This is a genomic window from Mesorhizobium sp. P3_A9, assembly GCF_056402975.1.
Map to the genome: position 1 here is coordinate 1 of NZ_JBFUGJ010000068.1, position 22,065 is coordinate 22,065.

General features: G+C 61.9%; 19 protein-coding genes. 6 read left to right on the plus strand and 13 right to left on the minus strand.

Annotated features, from left to right (window positions below; all coding sequences use genetic code 11):
* Window positions 1–170: 170 nt before the first annotated feature.
* Window positions 171–1,847: an NAD+ synthase gene (locus AC1DX0_RS12595; RefSeq protein ID WP_477355547.1), complete on the minus strand. Its 1,677-nt coding sequence runs from the start codon at window positions 1,845–1,847 to the stop codon at window positions 171–173.
* 124 nt (window positions 1,848–1,971) lie between these two features.
* Entirely contained in the window at window positions 1,972–2,688 is a 717-nt protein-coding gene (locus AC1DX0_RS12600; protein WP_477220337.1) for a DNA-3-methyladenine glycosylase I, read from the minus strand.
* 95 nt (window positions 2,689–2,783) lie between these two features.
* Here AC1DX0_RS12600 and AC1DX0_RS12605 point away from each other — a divergent pair, with 95 nt between their 5' ends.
* Together AC1DX0_RS12605 and AC1DX0_RS12610 are read left to right on the plus strand one after the other, a co-directional pair.
* Complete coding sequence (locus AC1DX0_RS12605; RefSeq protein ID WP_477355550.1) at window positions 2,784–3,347, plus strand: DUF1003 domain-containing protein; 564 nt, start codon at window positions 2,784–2,786, stop codon at window positions 3,345–3,347.
* A complete protein-coding gene (locus tag AC1DX0_RS12610; RefSeq protein ID WP_477220335.1) occupies window positions 3,344–3,931 on the plus strand; it encodes a DedA family protein in 588 nt (195 codons plus the stop codon). Before AC1DX0_RS12605 ends, AC1DX0_RS12610 begins: the two co-directional genes overlap by 4 nt.
* A 4-nt stretch (window positions 3,932–3,935) precedes the next feature.
* Here AC1DX0_RS12610 and AC1DX0_RS12615 read toward each other — a convergent pair whose 3' ends face one another.
* From AC1DX0_RS12615 to AC1DX0_RS12625, 3 genes are all read right to left on the minus strand, one after another.
* Window positions 3,936–4,523 (minus strand): hemerythrin domain-containing protein, encoded by a 588-nt coding sequence (locus AC1DX0_RS12615; RefSeq protein WP_477220334.1) that lies wholly within the window; start codon window positions 4,521–4,523, stop codon window positions 3,936–3,938.
* A 40-nt stretch (window positions 4,524–4,563) separates the two neighbouring features.
* Entirely contained in the window at window positions 4,564–4,923 is a 360-nt protein-coding gene (locus AC1DX0_RS12620) for a diacylglycerol kinase (protein WP_477355553.1), read from the minus strand.
* Between the two features lie 78 nt (window positions 4,924–5,001).
* A complete protein-coding gene (locus tag AC1DX0_RS12625; RefSeq protein ID WP_477220332.1) occupies window positions 5,002–5,418 on the minus strand; it encodes a GFA family protein in 417 nt (138 codons plus the stop codon).
* Window positions 5,419–5,832: 414 nt separating this feature from the next.
* On the opposite strand from AC1DX0_RS12625, the gene AC1DX0_RS12630 reads away from it, so the two are divergent.
* A complete protein-coding gene (locus AC1DX0_RS12630) occupies window positions 5,833–6,903 on the plus strand; it encodes a GGDEF domain-containing protein (protein WP_477355556.1) in 1,071 nt (356 codons plus the stop codon).
* Window positions 6,904–7,022: 119 nt separating this feature from the next.
* On the opposite strand, the gene AC1DX0_RS12635 is transcribed toward AC1DX0_RS12630, so the two are convergent.
* From AC1DX0_RS12635 to AC1DX0_RS12645, 3 genes are all read right to left on the minus strand, one after another.
* Entirely contained in the window at window positions 7,023–8,396 is a 1,374-nt protein-coding gene (locus AC1DX0_RS12635; protein WP_477220330.1) for a class II 3-deoxy-7-phosphoheptulonate synthase, read from the minus strand.
* Between the two features lie 135 nt (window positions 8,397–8,531).
* Window positions 8,532–12,029 carry a transcription-repair coupling factor gene (mfd, locus tag AC1DX0_RS12640; RefSeq protein WP_477355559.1) on the minus strand — a complete coding sequence of 1,166 codons (3,498 nt, stop codon included), beginning with the start codon at window positions 12,027–12,029 and terminating at the stop codon, window positions 8,532–8,534.
* A gap of 10 nt (window positions 12,030–12,039) precedes the next feature.
* Window positions 12,040–12,327, minus strand: coding sequence for a succinate dehydrogenase assembly factor 2 (locus tag AC1DX0_RS12645; protein WP_477220328.1), 288 nt, complete (start codon window positions 12,325–12,327; stop codon window positions 12,040–12,042).
* Window positions 12,328–12,419: 92 nt separating this feature from the next.
* Here AC1DX0_RS12645 and recG point away from each other — a divergent pair, with 92 nt between their 5' ends.
* Window positions 12,420–14,528 carry an ATP-dependent DNA helicase RecG gene (gene recG, locus AC1DX0_RS12650; RefSeq protein WP_477220327.1) on the plus strand — a complete coding sequence of 703 codons (2,109 nt, stop codon included), beginning with the start codon at window positions 12,420–12,422 and terminating at the stop codon, window positions 14,526–14,528.
* Here the strand turns inward: recG and AC1DX0_RS12655 are convergent.
* Complete coding sequence (locus tag AC1DX0_RS12655; protein ID WP_477220326.1) at window positions 14,480–15,232, minus strand: DUF502 domain-containing protein; 753 nt, start codon at window positions 15,230–15,232, stop codon at window positions 14,480–14,482. The two genes, recG and AC1DX0_RS12655, sit on opposite strands and share 49 nt — an antisense overlap.
* Window positions 15,233–15,519: 287 nt before the next feature.
* On the opposite strand from AC1DX0_RS12655, the gene AC1DX0_RS12660 reads away from it, so the two are divergent.
* Window positions 15,520–16,374 (plus strand): PASTA domain-containing protein, encoded by an 855-nt coding sequence (locus AC1DX0_RS12660; protein ID WP_477220325.1) that lies wholly within the window; start codon window positions 15,520–15,522, stop codon window positions 16,372–16,374.
* Window positions 16,375–16,666: 292 nt separating this feature from the next.
* On the opposite strand, the gene glmS is transcribed toward AC1DX0_RS12660, so the two are convergent.
* The 4 genes from glmS to AC1DX0_RS12680 form a co-directional block, all read right to left on the minus strand.
* Window positions 16,667–18,490, minus strand: coding sequence for a glutamine--fructose-6-phosphate transaminase (isomerizing) (glmS, locus tag AC1DX0_RS12665; protein ID WP_477355562.1), 1,824 nt, complete (start codon window positions 18,488–18,490; stop codon window positions 16,667–16,669).
* Window positions 18,491–18,690: 200 nt separating this feature from the next.
* Window positions 18,691–20,067, minus strand: a complete 1,377-nt coding sequence (gene glmU, locus AC1DX0_RS12670; protein ID WP_477355565.1) for a bifunctional UDP-N-acetylglucosamine diphosphorylase/glucosamine-1-phosphate N-acetyltransferase GlmU — start codon at window positions 20,065–20,067, stop codon at window positions 18,691–18,693.
* Between the two features lie 130 nt (window positions 20,068–20,197).
* The gene (locus AC1DX0_RS12675) at window positions 20,198–20,488 is read right to left on the minus strand and encodes a hypothetical protein (protein WP_477220322.1); all 291 of its coding nucleotides are present in this window, start codon (window positions 20,486–20,488) and stop codon (window positions 20,198–20,200) included.
* An 18-nt stretch (window positions 20,489–20,506) separates the two neighbouring features.
* The gene (locus tag AC1DX0_RS12680; protein WP_477355568.1) at window positions 20,507–21,253 is read right to left on the minus strand and encodes a cytochrome c biogenesis CcdA family protein; all 747 of its coding nucleotides are present in this window, start codon (window positions 21,251–21,253) and stop codon (window positions 20,507–20,509) included.
* A gap of 179 nt (window positions 21,254–21,432) precedes the next feature.
* On the opposite strand from AC1DX0_RS12680, the gene AC1DX0_RS12685 reads away from it, so the two are divergent.
* Complete coding sequence (locus AC1DX0_RS12685) at window positions 21,433–21,810, plus strand: COG4315 family predicted lipoprotein (RefSeq protein WP_477220320.1); 378 nt, start codon at window positions 21,433–21,435, stop codon at window positions 21,808–21,810.
* Window positions 21,811–22,065: the final 255 nt, after the last annotated feature.

Below are 22,065 nucleotides of genomic sequence, written 5' to 3' on the forward strand. Positions count from 1 at the left end.
CACCGGCACCATGGCGATGGTCGTGCCCAATGTACCGTACCAGAAGCTGATGCCGCGCCCTTGTTCCCGGATCTTGCCGTTCTTGAAACGAACGATGTGATACTCAGGCGTTCCCTTGAAATAGCTGATGAACATGCACGCCCCCAAGGTTCTTCAATAAAATCAGAACTTTACCCGCGATCCCTGAAGCGGTTGGTGATGGGATAGCGGCGGTCGCGGCCAAAGTTCTTCCGGGTGATCTTGACGCCCGGCGCCGCCTGCCGGCGCTTGTATTCGGCGATGTAGAGCAGRTGCTCGATGCGCGTCACCGTCGCCCGGTCATGGCCGCGCGCGACGATGTCGTCGACGCCCATCTCGTTCTCGACCAGGCATTCGAGGATATCGTCCAGCACCGGATAGGGCGGCAGYGAATCCTGGTCSGTCTGGTTCTCGCGCAGTTCCGCCGACGGCGCCTTGTCGATGATGTTCTTCGGGATGACCTCGCCCGAAGGCCCGAGCGCGCCCGGCGGCACATGGCTGTTGCGCCAGCGCGACAGCGCATAGACCTGCATCTTGTAGAGGTCTTTTATYGGATTGAAGCCGCCATTCATGTCGCCATAGAGCGTGGCATAACCGACCGACATCTCGCTCTTGTTGCCTGTCGTGACCACCATCGAGCCGAACTTGTTGGAGATCGCCATCAGGATGGTRCCGCGCGCGCGGCTCTGCARATTTTCYTCGGTGATGCCTTCCTTGGTGCCCTCGAASAGCTGSGTCAGCGTGTGCAGAAAACCCTCGACCGGCTCGAAGATCGGCACGATGTCATAGCGGCAGCCGAGCGCGCGGGCACAGTCCTCGGCGTCCTTGAGCGAATCCTTCGACGTATAGCGGTAGGGCATCATCACSGCGCGCAGCCGCTCYTCGCCGAGCGCATCGACGGCCAGCGCAGCGCAGATGGCCGAATCGATGCCGCCGGACAGGCCGAGCACGACGTTCTTGAAACCGTTCTTGTTGACGTAGTCCCGCAGGCCCAGCATGCAGGCGCGATAGTCTGCCTCCTCCCGCTCGGGGATTTTCGACATCGGCCCTTCCGAGCAGACCCAGCCGTCCTCCGTGCGTTTCCACGTCGTGACGTCGACCGCGTCCTCGAACTGGCTCATCTGGAAAGCCAAGGTCTTGTCGGCGCCGATGGCGAAGGACGCGCCGTCGAAGATCAGTTCGTCCTGACCGCCGAGCTGGTTGGCGTAGATCATCGGCAGCCCGCATTCGATGACCTGCTTGATGACGACCTGATGGCGCACGTCGATCTTGGCGCGATAATAGGGCGAGCCGTTCGGCACCAGCAGGATTTCCGCACCGCTCTCCGCCAGCGATTCGCAAATGCCGACATCGCCCCAGATGTCCTCGCAGATCGGAACTCCGATGCGCACGCCGCGGAAATTGACGGGGCCCTGGATCTCGAGCCCGGCCTGGAACACGCGCTTCTCGTCGAACTCGCCATAGTTCGGCAGGTCGAGCTTGTAGCGCTCGGCGATGATCTTGCCGCCATCGGCGAAAATGATGGAGTTGTGCGTGCCGCTCTTGCGCTTCAGCGGCGTGCCGATGATGACGCCCGGGCCGCCATCTGACGTATCGGCGGCAAAATCCTGCGCCGCCTTCTCACAGGCCCTCAGGAAGGCCGGCTTCAGCACCAGATCCTCCGGCGGATAACCAGCAAGGAAAAGCTCGGTATAGAGCACGAGATCGGCGCCCTGGCGCGCGGCATCCGCCCTCGCCTCGCGCGCTTTGGCGAGATTGCCGGCGACATCGCCGACGGTCGGGTTGAGCTGGGCGATTGCGATGCGCAGGATGTCGAGCTTCTTGGTCATGCCTGCCGGTTTAGCGCGGCAAAATTCGCCCGGCAATGGCGTTCGTTTGGACCAATTCGGACCGATTGCCATCGTCAATCGTGTCGGACCGATTGACCTCAGTTATTCGCGTCCAGACCGGCGATCAGTCGTCGCCCATATACTCGCGCAACGATTGCGGCGAATGGTTCTCGCCGATCGACATCGCCAGGATGCGCGAGATGTGCCGGCGCGGCAGCCTCGTGTCCGCCGCCCATTGGTTGATCTGCGCCTGGATCTTGTCGAGGTCCCGCTTCGAAGTCGGGCTCTCCGCGATGTCGAGGCCGGAGTCGCGCAATGCGGCCGCCATGTCAGCCGAAATCACGAAGGCGTCCCAGCCCAGCCAGCGCAGGAAATACTGGCCGGTGTTGCCGCCCAGCCGGCTGCCATGCTTGCCGAGATAGGCCATCAGCCCGACCTGGTCGTCGGCTGGCCAGTTGGCGAGGAATTCGCCGAAGCCGCCATATTCCCCAGACACACGTTCGACGAAGGCGGCGTTGTCGCGGACAGATTTGATTTTCTGCGGGTTGCGCACAATGCGCTGGTCGGAAGCCAGATCGTGCCAGAAATCGTCAGGCTGGAACAACAGCCGCTTCGGCTCGAAGCGCAGAAATGCCTCCTCGAAACCGGGCCATTTCTGCTCGATGACCCGCCAGACAAAACCGGCGGCGAAGACGCGCTCGGCCATGGTCGAGAGAATGCGGTCGTCCGCGATGTCAGCCACTGCGGCATTGTCGGGCGCCGGCCCCAGCAGCGTTGAAAGCTCCGCGTCGCCGCCCTTGCGTTTGGCTGCACGGGTGCGGATTTTAGCGAAATCTGGCATTTTTGCTTCCATCTCCATGCCGCGCTTTTGAAGGTACTGCATCTTCCTATATGGAGACGAGACTGCCAAGCCGACGCTTTGGTGTGGAGACGTCCATGAACAAGACAGTGCCCGAACTGGCCAATCGATGGCTGAGGCGAAACCCAGAGAATTTGAGCGAGCTTGAGAGGCGGGTGCTGCAAAGCACTGTCGACCGCAAACCCATATCACAGGACATCAACGACAATCTTGCCGGCCTTCAGGGCGCSGGCGATCGTATCGCCGATGCCATCGCCCGYGTCGGCGGYTCRTGGTCGTTCATCCTKTCYTTCATCGCCTTCCTGATCYTSTGGATCGGTGCCAACTGGTGGCTGCTGGGGCAAGAGTCGTTCGACCCCTACCCCTTCATTTTCCTCAACCTGGTGCTGTCGATGATCGCTGCCCTGCAGGCGCCGGTRATCATGATGTCGCAGAAYCGYCAGGCSGCGCGCGACCGCATCGACGCYGCCCATGACTATGAGGTCAACCTCAAGGCCGARATCGAGATCATGGCGCTTCAYGAAAAGCTSGACGAACTGCGCCAYAGCCAGATCATCGGCATGCGCGACGAGATCGCRCAGATAGCCGAACAGCTGAAGCGGATCGACGAACGGCTCGCTCCCCAGACCCAGTCCTCATGACCGAAGCGATCCATCATTTCATCGAACAATACGGGCTGCTTGCCGTATTCCTGGGCTGCATCGCCGAGGGTGAAAGCATCGCCATCCTTGGCGGCTTCTTTGCCCACCAACATGTCTTCGTGCTGTGGCAGACATTTGTCGCGGCCGCCCTCGGCGCCTTCCTCGGCGACACGTTCTTCTTTATCCTGGGCAGAAGTTTCGCCGATCATCGGTATGTCGTCAGATTGCGCAGACGGCCCGGCTTCCGCCGCGCCTATCGCTTGCTCAACACCCATCCCAACATCTTCGTGCTGTCGAACCGATACGTCTACGGTATGCGCCTGGTCGGCGGCATCGCCGCAGGTCTTTCGACCATAGCGATGCCGCGCTTCATCATCCTCAACGCCATCTCGTCGGTGATCTGGGCAGTGCTGTTCAGTTCAATCGGCTACATTTTCGGGTTGGGCGCCGAGCACTTCGTCGGCCAGGCGTTGCTGCGCCACGAACGGCTGCTGATCGGGCTTGGCATCGGCCTGACGGTGGCGATCCTTGCCTGGCTCATCGCCCGACACATCGCCAAGCGGGAGCGCGCCAAGGAGCTTTGACCCGTCAGTCGATGCCGAGCGCCTGATCACCTCGATCGAGGATCAGCGGGATGATCAGGTCTTCCTCATCGGCAAGATGCCGGGTCAGCATGGCGATCAGCCGGCTGTTTTCATTGGCATAGGTATCCGCCGCGAAGCGCTGTTTGTCTTCACTCTCCTGAAGCGTCCTGATGAAGGCATTGGCCGCCTCGGCATTGCGCTCCAATCCTTCATGGATGGTGTGGTGGTCGGCATCGAGAACCTCGAAACCGCGCTTCAGCCGCGCCTCCGCCTTGGCGAAGACCGGAAAATAGTGATGATCCTCGACATTGTGGTGGCCGTCGAGATTACCGAGAAAATGGTTGAGGCGCGGCGCGAACCAGCGCGCGAAATCAGGCGCCGTCAGCCTGCCCTCGCGATAGTCGCCAATACCGTTGGTCAGAATGCCGCCGAGTTCGCGGAACATGTCGTGCCGCTGCAGCCACATGTTGGCGATACCGTGGATGTTGGCGTGGCCCTGCCATTCTTCACGAGGGTATTTTTCGACCAGCCAGCGCAAATCGTCCGGCAGGCCTTTGCGTTCGACAAGCAGAAGATTTGTAGCTTCGGACATGACAGTCTCCTTTGGTGACCGTCATATAAGAATGGCAACCCTAGATCGGTAGTCCGGTGATSCGCTCGATGAKSGCGATGCCCCAGACGCCGGCMACGATCASCACCGARATCAGCACCGCCAGCGAACCGCAATCCTTGGCCAGYTGGATGTCCATATTGAACTCGCGGCTGAAGGCATCGCAGGCCGCCTCGATGCCGGTGTTCAGGACCTCGACCATGATCAGGAGCAGCACCGCGCCGATCAGCAAGGCATAGCCACGCCACGACACCGAAACGAACCACCCGGCCGGCAAAGCGAGCGCGAGCAGCATCAGCTCCTGCTGRAATGCCTTYTCGCTGGCRGCCAGCTTGCGGAACGCCCGCACCGAATTGATAAAAGCGTCGATCAGCCGCTGCATGCCCAAACCTCTTTCCGAATTACCGGCACGAGATAAAGCAACGGCCCGATCAAGGGAATAAGGCGTCTCGTCCTAAATTCACTCAGCGACCGCTATCGAAGGCGTCGACTTTTCAAACTGCGGCAGCTCGTCGTCGATCGAATAGTAGTCGCCTTTGTCACCGACAAAGATATGGCAGTCGCCCTTGAGACCTGTCGGCCTGTCGAACGATCCCGCCATGACCGAGATATAGTCTTGATCCCCTGGCTTCCAGAAAAGCACTGAGCCGCATGTCTCGCAGAAGCCGCGCCTGGCGAAAGCGGACGCTTCATACCAGGTGATGCTCTCAGTGCCTTCGATCACGATGTCGGCGTCGGCAACATTGGTCGCGGCATAGAAATGCCCGCTTTGCTTCCTGCATTGCGAGCAATGACAGTAGACTACCCCCCGCAGCGCTCCACTTGTCCGGAAGCGCACCGCTCCGCACAGGCATGATCCCTGGTGACTGTCGCTCATTTCGGCCCCCCTTGAAGAAACCTCGTTCAGCATCATGGTCAGGATTCCAGCTTTGCGGTGGTTACGCGCAAGCAAATACGACATCGACTGGCGCTCGGAATTCGAAATTCAGTTTCATTTTCAGCAGCGCGCCGTGCGGATTTCAAATTCAAAGCCGCCAAACTGGGTGTTGGCGGTGACGATGGTGCAAAAATTTATGCTTCTACAGCCACAGGTAGAGAAAAACCTGCGGAAGTCGTGCGAATTAAGGAAACTTTAGCGTCGCCGCATTTATGCTCTCGTCAAGCGAAGGTCGCGGGTGGGGACGCGCCTCTTTGCAAGATGTTCTGGACTATCGGGTCGCGCTCCCCAGGTCGGCGATCGATGGAACCCGCAAATTCTGTGCCGGGATCCGAGGGGAAGAGTGAACCAGACATGCAGCCGGCAGCCGCCCCAACCGACAAGAATACTGACATCGCATCCGCCGTCGTCGCCACCATGCGCCAGTTGGGCGTGCTCGGCCTGCCGCGCAACTAYGARATYTTCTACGAGGCRYTGARCGGCACCAAYCGCGAGCTCAGCCTMGCCGTCCTTGCGCTGAGCAATCGGCCGRCRCAAGASGAGCTGGAYAAGATCGGGCGCGCTTTCTTCGCCCAGAATCACGGTCCCAGCATCGTCGAGCATGCCCGAGACGTCATCGCCAGGGAACTCGAGGAGGTTGCGTCGCTGTTGCGAAGTGAGCGCAGCCACATCGAGAAATACGGCAGGATCCTGGATGAAACATCCAGCGGCTTGAGCAATCGCAGCCTGCTCTCGCAGGATCTTCTGCAGAAGATTGCCAATGCAATGGCGGTCGCCACCAATTCGACCATCGATCACGGCCGGCAGGTCGCCTCGACACTGAGCGACAAGACGGCCGAACTCGAGAGCGTCAAATCGAAGCTCGAGGAATACAAGCGGTTGGCCGACACCGATCCCTTGACCCACATCTGGAATCGTCGCGCCTTCGACAAGGAAATCACCAGTATCTACACCAGCAACAAGGGTATCCTGTTCAATGCCTTGATCCTTGCCGACATCGATCGGTTCAAGGATATCAATGACCGCTACGGCCATCCTGTCGGCGACAAGATCATCCAGATCATCGCCGAGATTTTCCAGACCAGCATTCGCGGCGACATGTTCGTCGCCCGCACCGGCGGCGAGGAATTCGCGCTGATCATCGAGGGCGCCAGCGAAGACGCCACCTATGAGATCGCGGAACGCATTCGCGCCCTGATCGAGCAGACGCCCTTCACCAGCAGCCAGACCGGCATSAATTACGGCACCGTSACSGTATCSATGGGCATCTGCATGGCRTCSGAGGCCGACRGYSCSGAGGACCTSTACACCAAGGCSGACCGGGCGCTTTACCGTTCGAAGGTGAGCGGGCGCAACCGCGTGACCAAGCATTCGACGATGGCCGGCCGCGCCGGCAAGAGCTGGCTGCTCTACAAGAAGGACTGAGCTCTTCCCTCTTTGCTGGTTGCACCGGCACTAAACGGGAGCACAAACCACAAGCTAAAATAGAAAAAGGCGCCGGGTTTCCCAGGCGTCTTTTTCTTTATCGGTCCAATTGGTTGGGATCAGCCGTTGGCGACCTGCTTGTGCTGGACCGGGTGGCTTTTCTTCAAGAGATCCGACACCAGGAAGGCCAGTTCGATCGCCTGGTCGGCGTTGAGGCGCGGGTCGCAATGGGTGTGGTAGCGRTCCTGCAATTCCTCGGCGGTGATGGCRCGKGCGCCRCCGGTGCATTCSGTSACRTTCTTGCCGGTCATCTCGACATGGATGCCGCCRGGATGCGTGCCTTCGGCGCGATGCACYTCGAAGAAGGTCTGCACTTCTTTCAGGATGCGGTCGAACGGCCGCGTCTTGTAGCCGGCGGCCTCGATGGTGTTGCCATGCATCGGGTCCGACGACCAGACCACGCTGCGGCCTTCCTTCTGCACCGCGCGCACCAGCTTCGGCAGGTGGTCGGCGACCTTGTCCGAGCCAAAGCGGGCGATCAGCGTCAGCCGGCCCGGCTCATTCTCGGGGTTGAGCAGGTCGATCAGTTCCAGCAAGCCGTCCGGCGTCAATGATGGGCCGCATTTCAGGCCGAGCGGGTTCTTGATGCCGCGGCAATATTCGACATGGGCATGGTCGGGCTGGCGGGTGCGGTCGCCGATCCAGATCATGTGGCCCGAGGTGGCGTACCAGTCGCCCGAGGTCGAATCGACGCGGGTCAGCGCTTCCTCATAGCCGAGCAGCAGCGCCTCATGGCTGGTGTAGAAATCGGTCTCGCGCAGCGCGTAATTGGTTTCCGAGGTGATGCCGACGGCCTTCATGAAGTCCATCGTCTCGGTGATGCGGTTGGCGAGCGACTCGTATTTTTCGCCTTGCGGGCTGTCGGAGACGAAGCCGAGCATCCAGCGATGCACGTTCTCCAGGCTGGCATAGCCGCCCTGCGCGAAGGCGCGCAAAAGATTAAGCGTCGCCGCCGACTGGCGGTAGGCCATCTCCTGGCGGGCGGGATCGGGAATGCGTGACTTCTGGTCGAATTCGATGCCGTTGATGATGTCACCGCGATAGCTCGGCAGCGTCACCTCGCCCTTGGTTTCATTGTCGGACGAACGCGGCTTGGCGAACTGGCCGGCAACGCGGCCGACCTTCACCACCGGCTGCGCGCCGGCAAAGGTCAGCACGACCGACATCTGCAGGAAGACGCGGAAAAAGTCGCGGATGTTGTCGGCGCCATGTTCGGCAAAGCTCTCGGCGCAATCGCCGCCCTGGAGCAGGAAGGCGTCGCCATTTGCCACAGCCGCGAGCTGCTTCTTCAGCTTGCGTGCTTCACCGGCAAAAACCAGCGGCGGAAAGGTGGCGAGCTGGGCTTCGGTGTTCTTGAGCGCGGCAAGGTCCGGATAGGCAGGAACCTGCTTGATCGGCTTTGCTCTCCACGAATTCGGCGACCATTTCGTCATCGCTGCACCCAACACTCTTTCCGGCGCGCACCCTCGCCCGCCATTTCCGCCCCTATATGGGTTGGCGGCTCCATACACGAAGCCGATTTCCTATTCTAGACCGGAATTTCAGCGCTGGCGAATGGGTCGGGTGGGCTACGCCGCCTTCTCCACCAACCGCGCGAGCTGTGTCATCACCACCGCCGAGCCCGCCAGCCGCTTGTCCGGCGTCGGCCAATCGCGCACGAAGACGACGCTGTGGTCCGGCCGGATCTTGGCCAGCGAACCCTGCTCGCCGATGAACTTGACCAGGCCGACCGGGTTGGAGAATTCGCGCTTGCGGAAATGGATGACGACGCCCTTCGGCCCGGCATCGAGCTTCTCGACATTGGCCTTCCGGCAAAGCGCCTTGATGAAGACGATCTTCAGGAGATGCTTCACCTCGTCCGGCAGCGGGCCGAAGCGGTCGATCAGTTCGGCGCCGAAAGCGTCGATCTCCTCGGTGTTTTCGAGATCGCCGAGGCGGCGGTAGAGCGCCAGCCTGAGCTGCAGGTCCGGAACATAGCTTTCCGGGATCATCACCGCCGTGCCGACGGCGATCTGCGGCGACCAGCCGCCATCCTGGACCTCGCCGGAATCCTTCACCTCGGCCACCGCCTCCTCCAGCATCTGCTGATAGAGCTCGAAGCCGACCTCCTTGATATGGCCGGACTGCTCTTCGCCGAGAAGATTGCCGGCGCCCCTGATATCGAGATCATGGCTGGCGAGCTGGAAGCCGGCGCCAAGCGTGTCTAGCGACTGCAGCACCTTCAGGCGGCGCTCCGCGGTGTCGGTGAGCTTGCGRTTGGCCGGCAGCGTGAACAGCGCATAGGCGCGCACCTTGGAGCGGCCGACGCGGCCGCGCAGCTGGTAGAGCTGCGACAGGCCGAACATGTCGGCGCGGTGGATGATCAGCGTGTTGGCCGTCGGAATGTCGAGGCCGGATTCGACGATGGTCGTCGACAAAAGCACATCATACTGGCCGTCATAGAAGGCATTCATGATGTCGTCGAGTTCGCCCGGCGGCATCTGGCCATGGGCCACCGCCACCTTCAGCTCCGGTACGGATTCTTTCAGGAAATCATGGATTTCCGAGAGATCACTGATGCGCGGAACGACGTAGAAGGAGTGACCGCCGCGGTAGCGCTCCCGCAGCAGCGTCTCGCGAATGACCAGCGGATCGAAGGGCGAGATGAAGGTGCGCACCGCCATGCGGTCGACCGGCGGGGTGGCGATCAGCGACAGTTCGCGCACGCCGGTCAGCGCCAGCTGCAGCGTGCGCGGGATCGGCGTCGCCGACAGCGTCAGCACATGGACGTCGGTCTTGAGGTCCTTCAACCGTTCCTTGTGCTTGACGCCAAAGTGCTGCTCCTCGTCGATGATCAGCAGGCCGAGATTCTTGAACGAGATGGCGGAGCCGAGCAGCGCATGGGTGCCGATGACGATGTCGACCTGCCCCTCGGCAATGCCTTTCTTGGTTTCGGCGAGTTCCTTGGCACCGACCAGCCGGGAGGCCTGGCCGACACGGATCGGCAGGCCGGAGAAGCGCTGCGAAAACGTCTTGAAATGCTGGCGCGACAACAGCGTCGTCGGCACCACCACGGCGACCTGGAACCCCTCCATCGCCGCGATGAAGGCGGCGCGCAGCGCCACTTCGGTCTTGCCGAAGCCGACATCGCCGCAGATCAGCCGGTCCATCGGCTTGCCGGCGCCAAGATCGTCGCGCACCGAGTCGATCGCCGTCTGCTGGTCGTCGGTCTCCTCATAGGGGAAGCGGGCGGAAAACTCGTCATAGAGGCCTTCGGCCGGCACCAGCGCCGGTGCGGACCGCATCTGCCGTTCCGCGGCAATGCGGATCAACTGCCCGGCCATGTCGAGCAGGCGCTTCTTCAGTTTCGCCTTGCGCGACTGCCAGGCGCCGCCGCCAAGCTTGTCCAGCGTCGCTTCGGCGGTGTCAGAGCCATAGCGCGACAGAAGCTCGATATTTTCCACCGGCAGGAACAGCCGGTCGTCGCCGGCATAGTGAATCTCAAGACAGTCATGCGGCGCGCCGACCGCTTCGATGGTGCGCAGGCCGATGAAGCGGCCAATGCCGTGGTCGGCATGGACAACGATATCGCCGGCCGACAGAGCCGAGGCCTCGGCAATGAAATCGGACGCCCGCTTCTTGCGCTTCGAGCGCCGGATCAGCCGGTCGCCGAGAATGTCCTGTTCGGCAACGACGACCAGCATTTCGGTCTCGAAGCCGGATTCGAGCGGCAGCACGGCCAATGCCGCCTGCCCCGGCTCGAGCTGTTCGGCTTCGGCAAGCGTCTCCACCTGCTTGAGATTGCCGAGATGGTGCTCGGCCAGGATCTGCCCRAGCCGGTCGAGCGAGCCYTCGGTCCAGCCGGCRATRACGACRCGRCGSCGCGCCGCRCGYTCGTCGGCAATRTGYYTGACGACGACRTCGAAGACRTTGATGYYGGGGTCGGCGCGCTCCTCGACGAAGCTGCGGCCATGGCGTGAGCCGGCGTGGTAGACTTTTTTCGCACCGGCATCGGGCGCATCAAAGGGCGTAAAGTCGATCGCTTCGCGCGGCCCGAGCGAGGCGATCAGGTTTTCCGGCGAGAGATAAAGCAGGTCCGGCGCCACCGGCTTGTAGGGCACGGCATCCTTCAGCGCGGCGTCGGCCTGCTTTTTGCGGGCCTCATAGTGGTCGAGGATCAGCGTGTGGCGTTCGGCCAGCGCCTCATGCGCCAGATGGTCGAAAATGACAGGCGTATCCGGCAGATAGTCGAACACCGTCTCCAACCGTTCGTAGAAGAACGGCAGCCAGTGCTCCATGCCGGCGAAGCGCCGGCCCTCGCTGACCGCCGCGTAAAGTCCGTCGTCGCGCTGGGGTGCGCCAAAGGCTTCGATATAGGAGCGGCGGAAGCGGCTGATGGTTTCCGGCGTCAGCGCCACTTCGCTCATCGCCTGCAGTGCCATCGACTTGCGCTGGCCAGTGGTGCGCTGGGTGGCGGCATCGAAGACTCGGATCGATTCCAGCGTATCGCCGAAGAAGTCGAGCCTGAGCGCCTCGGTCCAGCCGGGCGCGAACAGGTCGAGAATGCCGCCGCGCACCGCGAATTCACCAACGCCGCGCACCGTCGGCACGCGCTCGAAGCCTGACGTTTCCAGCCGCGACACCAGCGCGTTCATGTCGATCTGGTTGCCCGGCTTGGCATGAAACGTCTGCGACTCGACAAGGTCGGCCGGCGGAATGCGCTGAAGCAGCGCGTTGGCGGTGGTGAGGATGACGGCACGATGCGGCTTCTTCGCCAGCGCGATCATGGCGGTCAGCGCATCGAGGCGCTTGGCGGCGGCGTCCGAGCCGGGCGAGACCCGGTCGTAAGGCAGGCAATCCCAGGCCGGCAGTTCCAGCACCGGCAGSCYSGGCGCGGCRAAGGCCAGCGCCTCGAYGATMRMMGGCAGGCGCTGGCCGTCGCGYGCYACGAACAGCACGGGCTTGTCGGGCGCGATTTCGAGGGCAGCCTGCACCAATCCAAAGGCTTCATAGCCATCGGCGACACCGTCGACGATGAACTGGCCGGCGCGGCCTTTCGGCAGTCCGATTTTGGGGATGAGGCTCATGATTGCACGTTTAAAATGTCATGGTCCGGCGGGACGCCAGGATTTTTTGCAGGACGGCACAATCGATATCCGCCGGCACCGGGCGTTCGCCCGTGATCAGCGGCAGGAATTCAGTATCGGGAATATCGAGAAGCCCTTCATATTGGTCGATCTCCTCGGCGGTCAAGGCGCCGATCTCAGCGTCGGCGAAGGTGCCGAGGATGAGATCCATCTCGCGCATGCCGCGATGCCAGGAGCGGAACAAGAGCTTGCGGCGGCGGGCGTCCAGTCCCTCGCTTGATCGTTTCGTTCCAGTCATTGTGCCGCATCCTCACTTGCTGCGGCGCATATAGCGTGGATAGAAGGGGCTGTCAGCCTTGCGCTGCGGCCGTCGCGACATAAGCTGACATCATGCGTCCTTCCATCCTCGATCCGCTGTTTGTTCCGATCACTTCGCTTGCCGGCGTCGGGCCGAAGGTCGGCACCCTGATCGAGAAAATTGTCACGGCTGATCTTGGTGATCGCGCGGCTCGCGCCGGCGACCTTCTGTTCGTGCTGCCGCACACCGTCATCGACCGCCGCAACCGGCCGGGCATCGCGCTCGCGGCCGAAGGCGCGATCGTCACGCTCGAGGTGCGCATCGACCGCCAYCAGCCGCCRCCRCGYGGCAACCGGTCGGTGCCSTACCGGGTCTACGCCCATGACGACACCGGCGAAATCGGTCTGACCTTTTTCCATGCGCATGCTGCCTATCTCGAAAAGGCAATGCCTGTCGGCGAGCATGTCGTGGTCTCGGGCCGCATGGAATGGTTCAACGGCCGCCCGACCATGGTCCACCCCGACCACATCGCGCTGGTCAGCGAGGCGGAGAACCTGCCGCTGGTCGAACCGGTCTATCCCCTCACCGCCGGGCTGTCGGGCAAGGTGCTGCGCCGGGCGATCGGCCAGGCGCTCGGCCGCGTGCCCGAATTCCCCGAATGGCAGGACGGCGCCTTCATGCGCCGGCACACCTTTCCCAGCTTTGGCGACGCGCTCGCCCGCATCCACAATCCGGCCGACCCGATCGATGTTTCCATCGAGGGTGCTGCCTGGCGGCGTCTGGCCTATGACGAGTTGCTGGCGGGCCAGGTCTCGCTGGCGCTGGTGCGCTCGAAGATCCGCCGCCTGTCCGGCCGTCCCCTGGTCGGCGACGGCAGCATCGTCGAGAAACTGCGCGCCGCCCTTCCCTATTCGCTCACATCAAGCCAGGAATTCGCGCTCGCCGAAATCAATGCCGACCTTGCCGACCCCGAGCGCATGCTGCGGCTGCTGCAGGGCGATGTCGGCTCAGGCAAGACGGTGGTCGCGCTGCTTGCCATGGCRCGCGCYGTCGARGCCGGCGGCCAGGCSGCSTTGATGGCACCGACCGAAATCCTGGCGCGCCAGCATCTGGCAACGATCGCCTCGCTTGCCGCCAAGGTCGTGTTGCGCATCGCCATCCTGACTGGTCGCGAAAAAGGCCGCGAGCGCACTGAAACGCTGGCTGGTCTGGCCAGCGGCGAGATCGACATCGTCGTTGGCACCCACGCACTGTTCCAGGAGACGGTGACCTTCCACGATCTGGTCTTCGCCGTCATCGACGAACAGCATCGTTTCGGCGTCCACCAGCGGCTTGCCATCACCGCCAAGGGCGATGCCCCCGACATGCTGGTGATGACCGCCACACCCATCCCGCGCACGCTGGTGCTGACCGCCTTTGGCGACATGGATGTATCCAAGCTCACTGAAAAACCGGCCGGCCGCCAGCAGATCCGCACCGTCACGCTGCCGCTTGAGCGGCTGGACGAGTTGGTTGGCCGCATGGAGGACGCCGTCGCCGGCGGCCAGAAAATCTATTGGATCTGTCCGCTGGTCGAGGAATCCGAAGAGATCAAGCTGATGTCGGCCGAGGATCGCTTTGCCTCGCTAAAACCGCTGTTCGGCGACCGCATCGGCCTCGTCCATGGTCGCATGAAGGGCGCCGAGAAGGACGAAGCGATGCGCGCCTTCAAAGAGGGCGAAACCCGCATCCTGATCGCCACAACGGTCATCGAGGTCGGCGTCGACGTGCCCGACGCCACCGTCATGGTCATCGAACATGCCGAGCGCTTTGGCCTTGCCCAGTTGCACCAGCTGCGCGGGCGAGTCGGGCGCGGCGACAAGCCGTCCTCCTGCGTGCTGCTCTACAAGGATCCGCTCGGCGAGACCGCAAAACGCCGGCTGTCGGTGATGCGCGAGACCGAGGACGGCTTTTTGATCGCCGAGGAGGACCTGAAACTGCGCGGCGAAGGCGAGCTTTTGGGCACCCGCCAGTCCGGCACGCCGGGTTTCCAGGTGGCTCGGATCGAGGCGCATGCCGACCTGCTGGAAGCGGCCCGAGACGACGCCAGGTTGATCCTGTCGCGCGACCCGGAACTGCAATCCGATCGCGGCGAGGCGCTGCGCCTGCTGCTCTATTTGTTCGGCCGCGACGAGGCTGTGCGGCTCTTGCGCGCCGGATGAGGCCCTAGCGGCGGATTGGCGACCGTTCCGTTGATCGGCTCGCCATTCAGCGTCACCATCTTGCTTTTCACCTCGGGCGCCACCAACCCCGCCGAGACAATCAGCTTGGCGCCGTCCTCGATCGTCATGTCGAGCAGCACGATGTCCGACTTCAGCACATACATCAGAAACCCGGTGGTCGGGTTSGGCGTGCACGGCATGAACACGGCGATCAGCGGRTCGCCTTCCTGRTCGAGCTTCTCRTTGATCTCGGTYTCYTTCTCGCTGGCGACGAARACMAGCGACCASACRCCCTTGCGCGGATATTCGACCAGYCCGACCTGGCGGAACATGTCRCCCTTGTTCGACAGCACGGTCTCRAARATCTGCTTCAGCGAGCCATAGATGCCGCGCACCAGCGGCATGCGACCAAGCAGGCGCTCGCCGAAACCGACAATGGCACGGCCRACAATGTTGGCGGTGAGAAAACCGATCAGCGTGATCAGGATCAGCGCGACGATCAGCCCGAACCCCGGAACCGGAAACGGCAGATAAGAGTCGGGGCTGTAACGCGCTGGAATATATGGCTTTACCCAGGAATCGACCCAGCCGATGAACGACCAGGCGATATAGGCGGTGATCGCCAGCGGCGCGCAGACGACGAAGCCCGTGAGGAAATAGTTCCTCAGCCGGGTCATGCCGGAGGTCTTGGGAGCATCGGACATGGTTCACCGGGGGCGCGGGTTGCAGCGCAACATTAGTGAACTGGCGGGCGCTTTGGAACTGCGAAGTTTTTAATTGTGCAGCGGCGTCCAGCAGTTCGTTTTCCGACTTCAGCGGACTGGTTTCAGGCCACAAGCCTGCTGAAAGTTCACCCTGTTTGGGGCGTGACATTGACAAAATCCGGAGCGACGGTCAGTCCGGGACAGGAAATGGGGAGCCAATGCTCAGATTGATTCTTGTGGTCATTCTGACTGGCATGGCCCGCGACAACGCTTAGGCGGAGTAAGCCATGCCGTCTCAATCCTGCTTTTCGTTTCGCCGCATCGCCCGCTGCGCTTTGCTGGTCAATGGCATCGCTTCATCCGCCCATGCCCAGCAACAACAGGCCAAATCGGATGTTGCCGGCATCGAGTTTGTTACCCTCGATCACCTTCCAAGGGCGCCGGCCTCCGCCAAATCGCAAAAAGACTGCGACTGGAAGCTGACCAAGCCGAAGACGGCGGGTGGGCAAGCCATTGCCGCGCTAGGCTGGGGCGTCACGGCGGAGCAACCGCTTGGCGCCTATCGGGCCGTGAGTTTCGCCGGCCAGTTCGAGCCTTCCACCAGCGGCACCTGCCATATCGACAAGGGCAACGTCGCCATCTTCTCGGACCAGCAGTTGATTGCGCTGGCCTACGCCGCCAAGGGCGCCAAGCAAACCATTGGCAGCATCGCGCTGCTGCAGGATGGCCTGCGTATATGGGATGGCGACTTGGTCGCCGCGCCCATCGCGGATATCCGCCTCGTCGACGGCAAAAGCCTTCAGGTCGTTCCGGTCGCCGCTGAAGATGCGGTTTGCGAGAGCGCGGGCAAGGTCCCCAATGTCTACGGCAAACCCATCGACCAGGCGCGCCAGTCCCTGATCTCGGCGGGCTGGGCGCCCCTCAAAAATCCAAAGGCCGACGAGGGCCAGGAATTGGAACTCAGCAAGCAGGGCATGGTCGAAGTCGACAGCTGTTCGGGAACAGGCGTCAATTTCTGCAATTTCTACTACCGCAAGGACGCCATGGAACTCTCGGTGACCACAGCTGGCGAAGAGGATCCCCGCATAGTCGTGGGCTACAGCACGCAGTGCGACCGGGCCCATTGGCACCAACCCGATTGACCTGAATGTCAGCGTCTCGCCGGACTCCCTTGGTGCTTGCCGCCCCAAAGTAACCCCGGTGATGCGCTTCGTGCCTGCCAACGCTTGCCGATGCCAGCGGGCAGCTGCCAGTTCCGCCATCCACCGAGCAGTTCAAGTCTCATGAGGCTTGCCTTGCCGCGCTGCAAGACACTTACGCGGAAGACAAGAAACAGTCTGGTATCATAACGGCCCGTGCACCGACACAACCCTGCAGACGAGCGGAGAGAACGGCTACACCCTGAGCACGCCGGGCTTTCAGCCGGGGCGCTGATTACTCCACCGTCACCGATTTCGCCAGATTGCGCGGCTGGTCGACGTCGGTGCCCATGAACACGGCGGCGAAATAGGCCAGCATCTGGATCGGCAGCGCATAGATGATCGGCGAGATGATTTCCGGCACATCCGGCAGGATAATCGTCTCCATCGTCTTCACGCTCACCTGCGCCGCGCCCTTGCTGTCGGTGATCAGGATGATCTTGCCGCCGCGCGCCGCCACTTCCTGCATGTTGGACACGGTTTTTTCGAAAATTCGGTCATGCGGCGCAATGACGATGACCGGCATGTTCTCGTCGATCAGCGCGATCGGCCCGTGCTTCAATTCGCCCGCCGCATAGCCTTCAGCGTGGATGTACGAGATTTCCTTGAGCTTCAGCGCGCCTTCCATGGCCAGCGGGAAATTGGTGTCGCGGCCGAGATAGAGCACATCCTTGTAGCGCGACAGTTCGCGCGCGATCCGTTCGATCTGCKCYTCGAGYTTSAGCACCTGGTTGGCATAGCGCGGCGCTTCCGARAGCKCGCGCACCAGGRTYTTTTCCTGCTCTTTCGAGATCGTGCCGCGSGCCACGCCGGCGCGCACSGCAAGCGAYGCCAGSACGGASAGCTGGCAGGTAAAAGCCTTGGTCGAGGCGACGCCGATCTCGGGGCCGGCGAGCGTCGGCAGCACGACGTCGGATTCGCGCGCCATGGTCGATTCGCGCACATTGACGATGGCGCCGATYTTCATGCCSGCCTTGCGGCAATAGCGCAGCGARGCCAGCGTGTCGGCGGTCTCGCCCGACTGCGAGATGAAGAARGCGGCRTCRTTSGCCGACAGCGGCATCTCGCGGTARCGGAATTCSGAGGCGACATCGATGTCGACCGGCAGCCGCGCATAGCGCTCGAACCAGTATTTGCYGATCAGCCCGGCRAGRTASGCRGTGCCGCAAGCSGARATCGCCARCCGGCCRATCTTGGCRAAGTCGAACGGCAGGTCGAGCGGCTTCGAGACSCCGSMGACGAAATCCACATAATGCGCCAGCGTGTGCGAGATCACCTCGGGCTGTTCATGGATYTCCTTCTCCATGAAATGGCGYCGRTTGCCCTTGTCGACCATGAARCTGGTCGACAGCGACTGCTGCCGCTTGCGCTCGACTTTTTTGCCGTCGATGTCGAAGATCGCGACGCCGTCACGGCGCACCACCGCCCAGTCGCCGTCTTCCAGATAGGTGATCGAATTGGTGAACGGCGCCAGCGCGATGGCGTCGGAGCCCAAAAACATCTCGCCATCGCCATGGCCGACAGCCAGCGGCGGCCCATTGCGGGCGCCGACGATCAGGTCTTCGTCGCCCTTGAACATGATGGCCAGTGCAAAGGCGCCTTCCAGCCGCTTCAGTGCCTGGTGCGCGGCCTCGACCGGCTTCAGCCCCTTGGCCAGTTCGCGCGCCACCAGATGGGCGACGACCTCGGTGTCGGTCTGCGACGAGAAAGAGTAGCCGTCGCGGATCAGCTCGTCGCGCAGCTCGGCGAAATTCTCGATGATGCCGTTGTGGACGATGGCGACACCGTCGGAAAAATGCGGGTGCGCATTGGTCTCGTTGGGCACGCCATGTGTTGCCCAGCGCGTGTGGCCGATGCCGATCGTGCCTTCGAGTGGCTCCTCCTTGAGGCGGCGTTCGAGGTTGACCAGCTTGCCTTCGGCGCGGCGGCGACCAAGTTGTCCCTTTTCGATGGTGGCGACGCCGGCCGAGTCATAGCCGCGATATTCGAGCCGCTTCAGCGCATCGACGATGAGCGGCGCAACCTGCGAGTGACCGACGATTCCAACGATACCGCACATGCAGACAGTCCCCGATTCCCCATGCAAAACCAGCGCTATTTAGGGATGGCCGGCCTGCCGTGAAAGTCACATTGCATTTCGTCCGGTGTAACGGACGCTTCTCAACGCATGCACCATGCCAGACCGCTCTTGCAATCCGGTTACTGCAATTGTTCGGTTTTTCGATTGCTCGGCCAGAAAGCAAATCTGCCAGCTGACCGTTAGTGGTCGGCGCCGGCGGCCTTTTTCWTCGCCGCCGCGGCCGAAGCAAAACGCTCGCGCAGTTCCTTGCCCTTGCCGGGGATCGTCTTCTGACGAGCGCGGCCGAACGCCAGCGCATCGTCGGGCACGCTTTCGGTGATGACGCTGCCGGAAGCAATATAGCCGCCCTTGCCGATCGACACCGGCGCCACCAGCGAGGAATTCGAGCCGATGAAGGCGCCTTCGCCGATGTCGGTGAAGAATTTCGAATAGCCGTCATAGTTGCAGGTGATGGTGCCGGCGCCGATATTGGCGCCCGCGCCGACGCGGGCATCGCCGATATAGGTCAAATGGTTGACCTTGGCGCCCTCCGAGATAACAGCCTGCTTGACCTCGCAGAAATTGCCGACCTTTGCTTTGTTCCGAAGATCGGCGCCCGGCCGCAGCCGCGCAAAAGGCCCGACATCGCAATTGGACGCAATGGTGGCGCCTTCGATATGGCTGAAGGCATGGATCTTGGCGCCCGTGGCAATCTTCACCCCTGGGCCGAACCAGACATTGGGTTCGACGAGTGTGTCGGCGCCGATCTCGGTGTCATGCGAGAAATACACGGTCTCCGGCGCGATCAGCGTCACCCCCGAAAGCATCGCCTCGTGCCGGCGGCGCTGCTGCCAGATGGCTTCGGCTTGTGCGAGTTCGGCGCGGTTGTTGATGCCCAGCGCGCTTTCGAAGCTGGCCTCGGTGGCAACGACATCGAGCCCCCGCGCGCTGGCGATCTCGACGATGTCGGTCAGATAATACTCGCCCTTGGCGTTCTTGTTGCCGACGGCGTCGAGCAGCCTCAGCGCATGGGCACCGGCCACCGCCATCATGCCGGCATTGCAGAAGCCGATTTTTTTCTCCTCTTCGGAGCAGTCTTTTTCCTCGCGAATGGCAATCAGCTTGCCATCCTTTTCGATCAGCCGGCCATAGCCGGTTGGGTTGGGTGGGCGAAAGCCGATCACGACGACAGCCGCGCCTTCCGCCAATTTCAGCCGCGCCACCGTCAGAGCATCCGCGTCGATCAGCGGCGTGTCGCCGAACATCACCAGCACATCGTCGTAACCTTTTGATATTGCTTCACGAGCAGCAAGAACCGCATGCGCCGTACCGAGCCGCTTTTCCTGTATGAAGGTCTCTGCCTTCGGTGCGAACTTTGCCGCCGCCTTGCGCATCTCGTCGACGCCATGCCCGATCACCAGCGCCTGGTCACCGGCGCCGGCGGCTTCAGCGGCCTTCACCACATGGGCAACCATCGGCAGCCCGGCGATCTGGTGCAGCACCTTCGGCAGCGCGCTCTTCATGCGCGTGCCTTCACCGGCGGCGAGGATGACGGACAGGCAGGATCTCTGGCTCATGGACGGACGACCATATGAAAAGGGTTGGGAATCAAAGCATGCTAGCAGCGGCGCCATGCTGCACCAATGCGGTTAAATTCCGGTGAGATTGAGTGCGGGGCTAAAGCACGACGCCATCTCGTCGATTTATTCAAAATAAATGTTTGGCCGCCATRGTCTTAAAAAATTTCTGCATCGTAAAAGGTAGATGCATGGAGATTTTATCTAAATTGATTGTTGCCGCTTTCGGCTTGCTAGCCTGCATCTTCGTTGGTGCAGTCGTGGGCTTGGGCCTATCATCAATTTCGGTATCAAAATCAAATGTTTCAGGTTTCTTGGAACACGCCTTCATATTGGTTCCGATATGCGCTTTGGCCGGCGCGGTCACCTTCTTTTTTATATTGAGCTCCGTTACAAAACGGTGATCGTCCCGCAACTGCAATGACGCCGACCAATAGCTCTATCCCAGCCGCCCCAGCACCGGGAAATTCTCCAGCAGCCAGTAGGACRCKGTCTGCACACCGCCGGTGAGGAAAAACACGCCGGCGACCACCAGMAGCGCGCCGATGGCCTTTTCGACGCGGCCGAGATGGACRCGGAAYTTKCCGAGRAARCGCATGAAGGCGCCGGAAAACARSGCCGCGATCAGGAACGGRATGCCGAGSCCAAGCGAATAGGCGGCGAGCAGCAGAGCGCCCTCGCCCACGGTTTCGCGGCCGCCGGCCAGCGTCAGGATCGGCCCCAGCACCGGGCCGATGCACGGTGTCCAGCCAAAGGCGAAGGCGAGCCCCATGACATAGGCGGCGACGGCACTTGCAGGCTTGCCTTGCGACTGGAAGCGCGCCTCGCGCGACAAGAGCGGAATGCGCAATATGCCGAGGAAATTCAGGCCCATCAGGATGATGAGCACACCGGCGGCCATCGCCAGCGGCTCCTGCCAGATACGCAGCAGCCGGCCGATGGTCGAGGCACCGGCGCCGAGTGCGACGAACACGGTCGAGAAGCCGAGCACGAAAGCAATCGAGGAATAAAGCAGTGCGCCGCGCGTACCTTCGCGGGCCGTCACGCCCGCATTGCCGCGAAAATCATCGACCGAAACGCCGGCCATATAGCAGAGGTAGGGCGGCACCAGCGGCAGCACGCATGGCGACAGGAACGAGATAGCCCCCGCCCCGATCGCGCTGACATAGCCGATGTCCAATGCCATTCCCAAGCTCCGACTGTTTGGCGACGATATAGCGACGGTCCAGTACGTCTGCCAATCACCATTGTGTGGAAAGTCATCGCCGCATGTGCGCGTCGGGGACGAAAGCACCTGCGTTGGACGTTGATACAAAGAGGCCGCGATTTCCCGCGTGTCTCCAAATATCAGCCAGGGAGATTTCCATGAAAACCATAGCCACAGGACTGGCAGCACTTTTGCTCAGCACCGCCGCATCCTTCGCCGCCGAGGCGTGGAAGGAGGCCGAAGTCAACGGCACCAAGATCTACACCGACGCCATGGGCATGACGCTCTACACCTATGACAAGGACGAGAAGGGCAAGACCAACTGCTACGACAAATGCGCCACCAACTGGCCGCCGCTGAAGGCCGAGGCCGGCGCCAAGGCGGATGACGAATGGAGCGTTGTCGACCGCACCGACGGCACCAAGATGTGGGCCTATGACGGCAAGCCGGTCTACACCTTCATCAAGGACAAGAAGGCCGGCGATGTGACCGGCGATGGCGTCGCCGGTGTCTGGCACATCGTCAAAGCCGACTGATCCTCGATACCGTTGCCCGCCGGCTGGCGGGACAAAAGCTGGTCGCCGGGCATCCCTCCATGCAGCCGGCGGCCAGCGTCAGACAGCCTGTCACGGTGTCGTCCCAGTTTTGTACGCAGCCGGATTTTCCTCGACTCGGCGGAAAAATGAACCGGGCTGTTTCCGCTGACTCGAGACCGTCATCTCTCCAAGCCGAAATCTGTGATTTTCTCCATACACTCTAAGAGTGTATTGCTGCGGACAGCCCCGCAATTT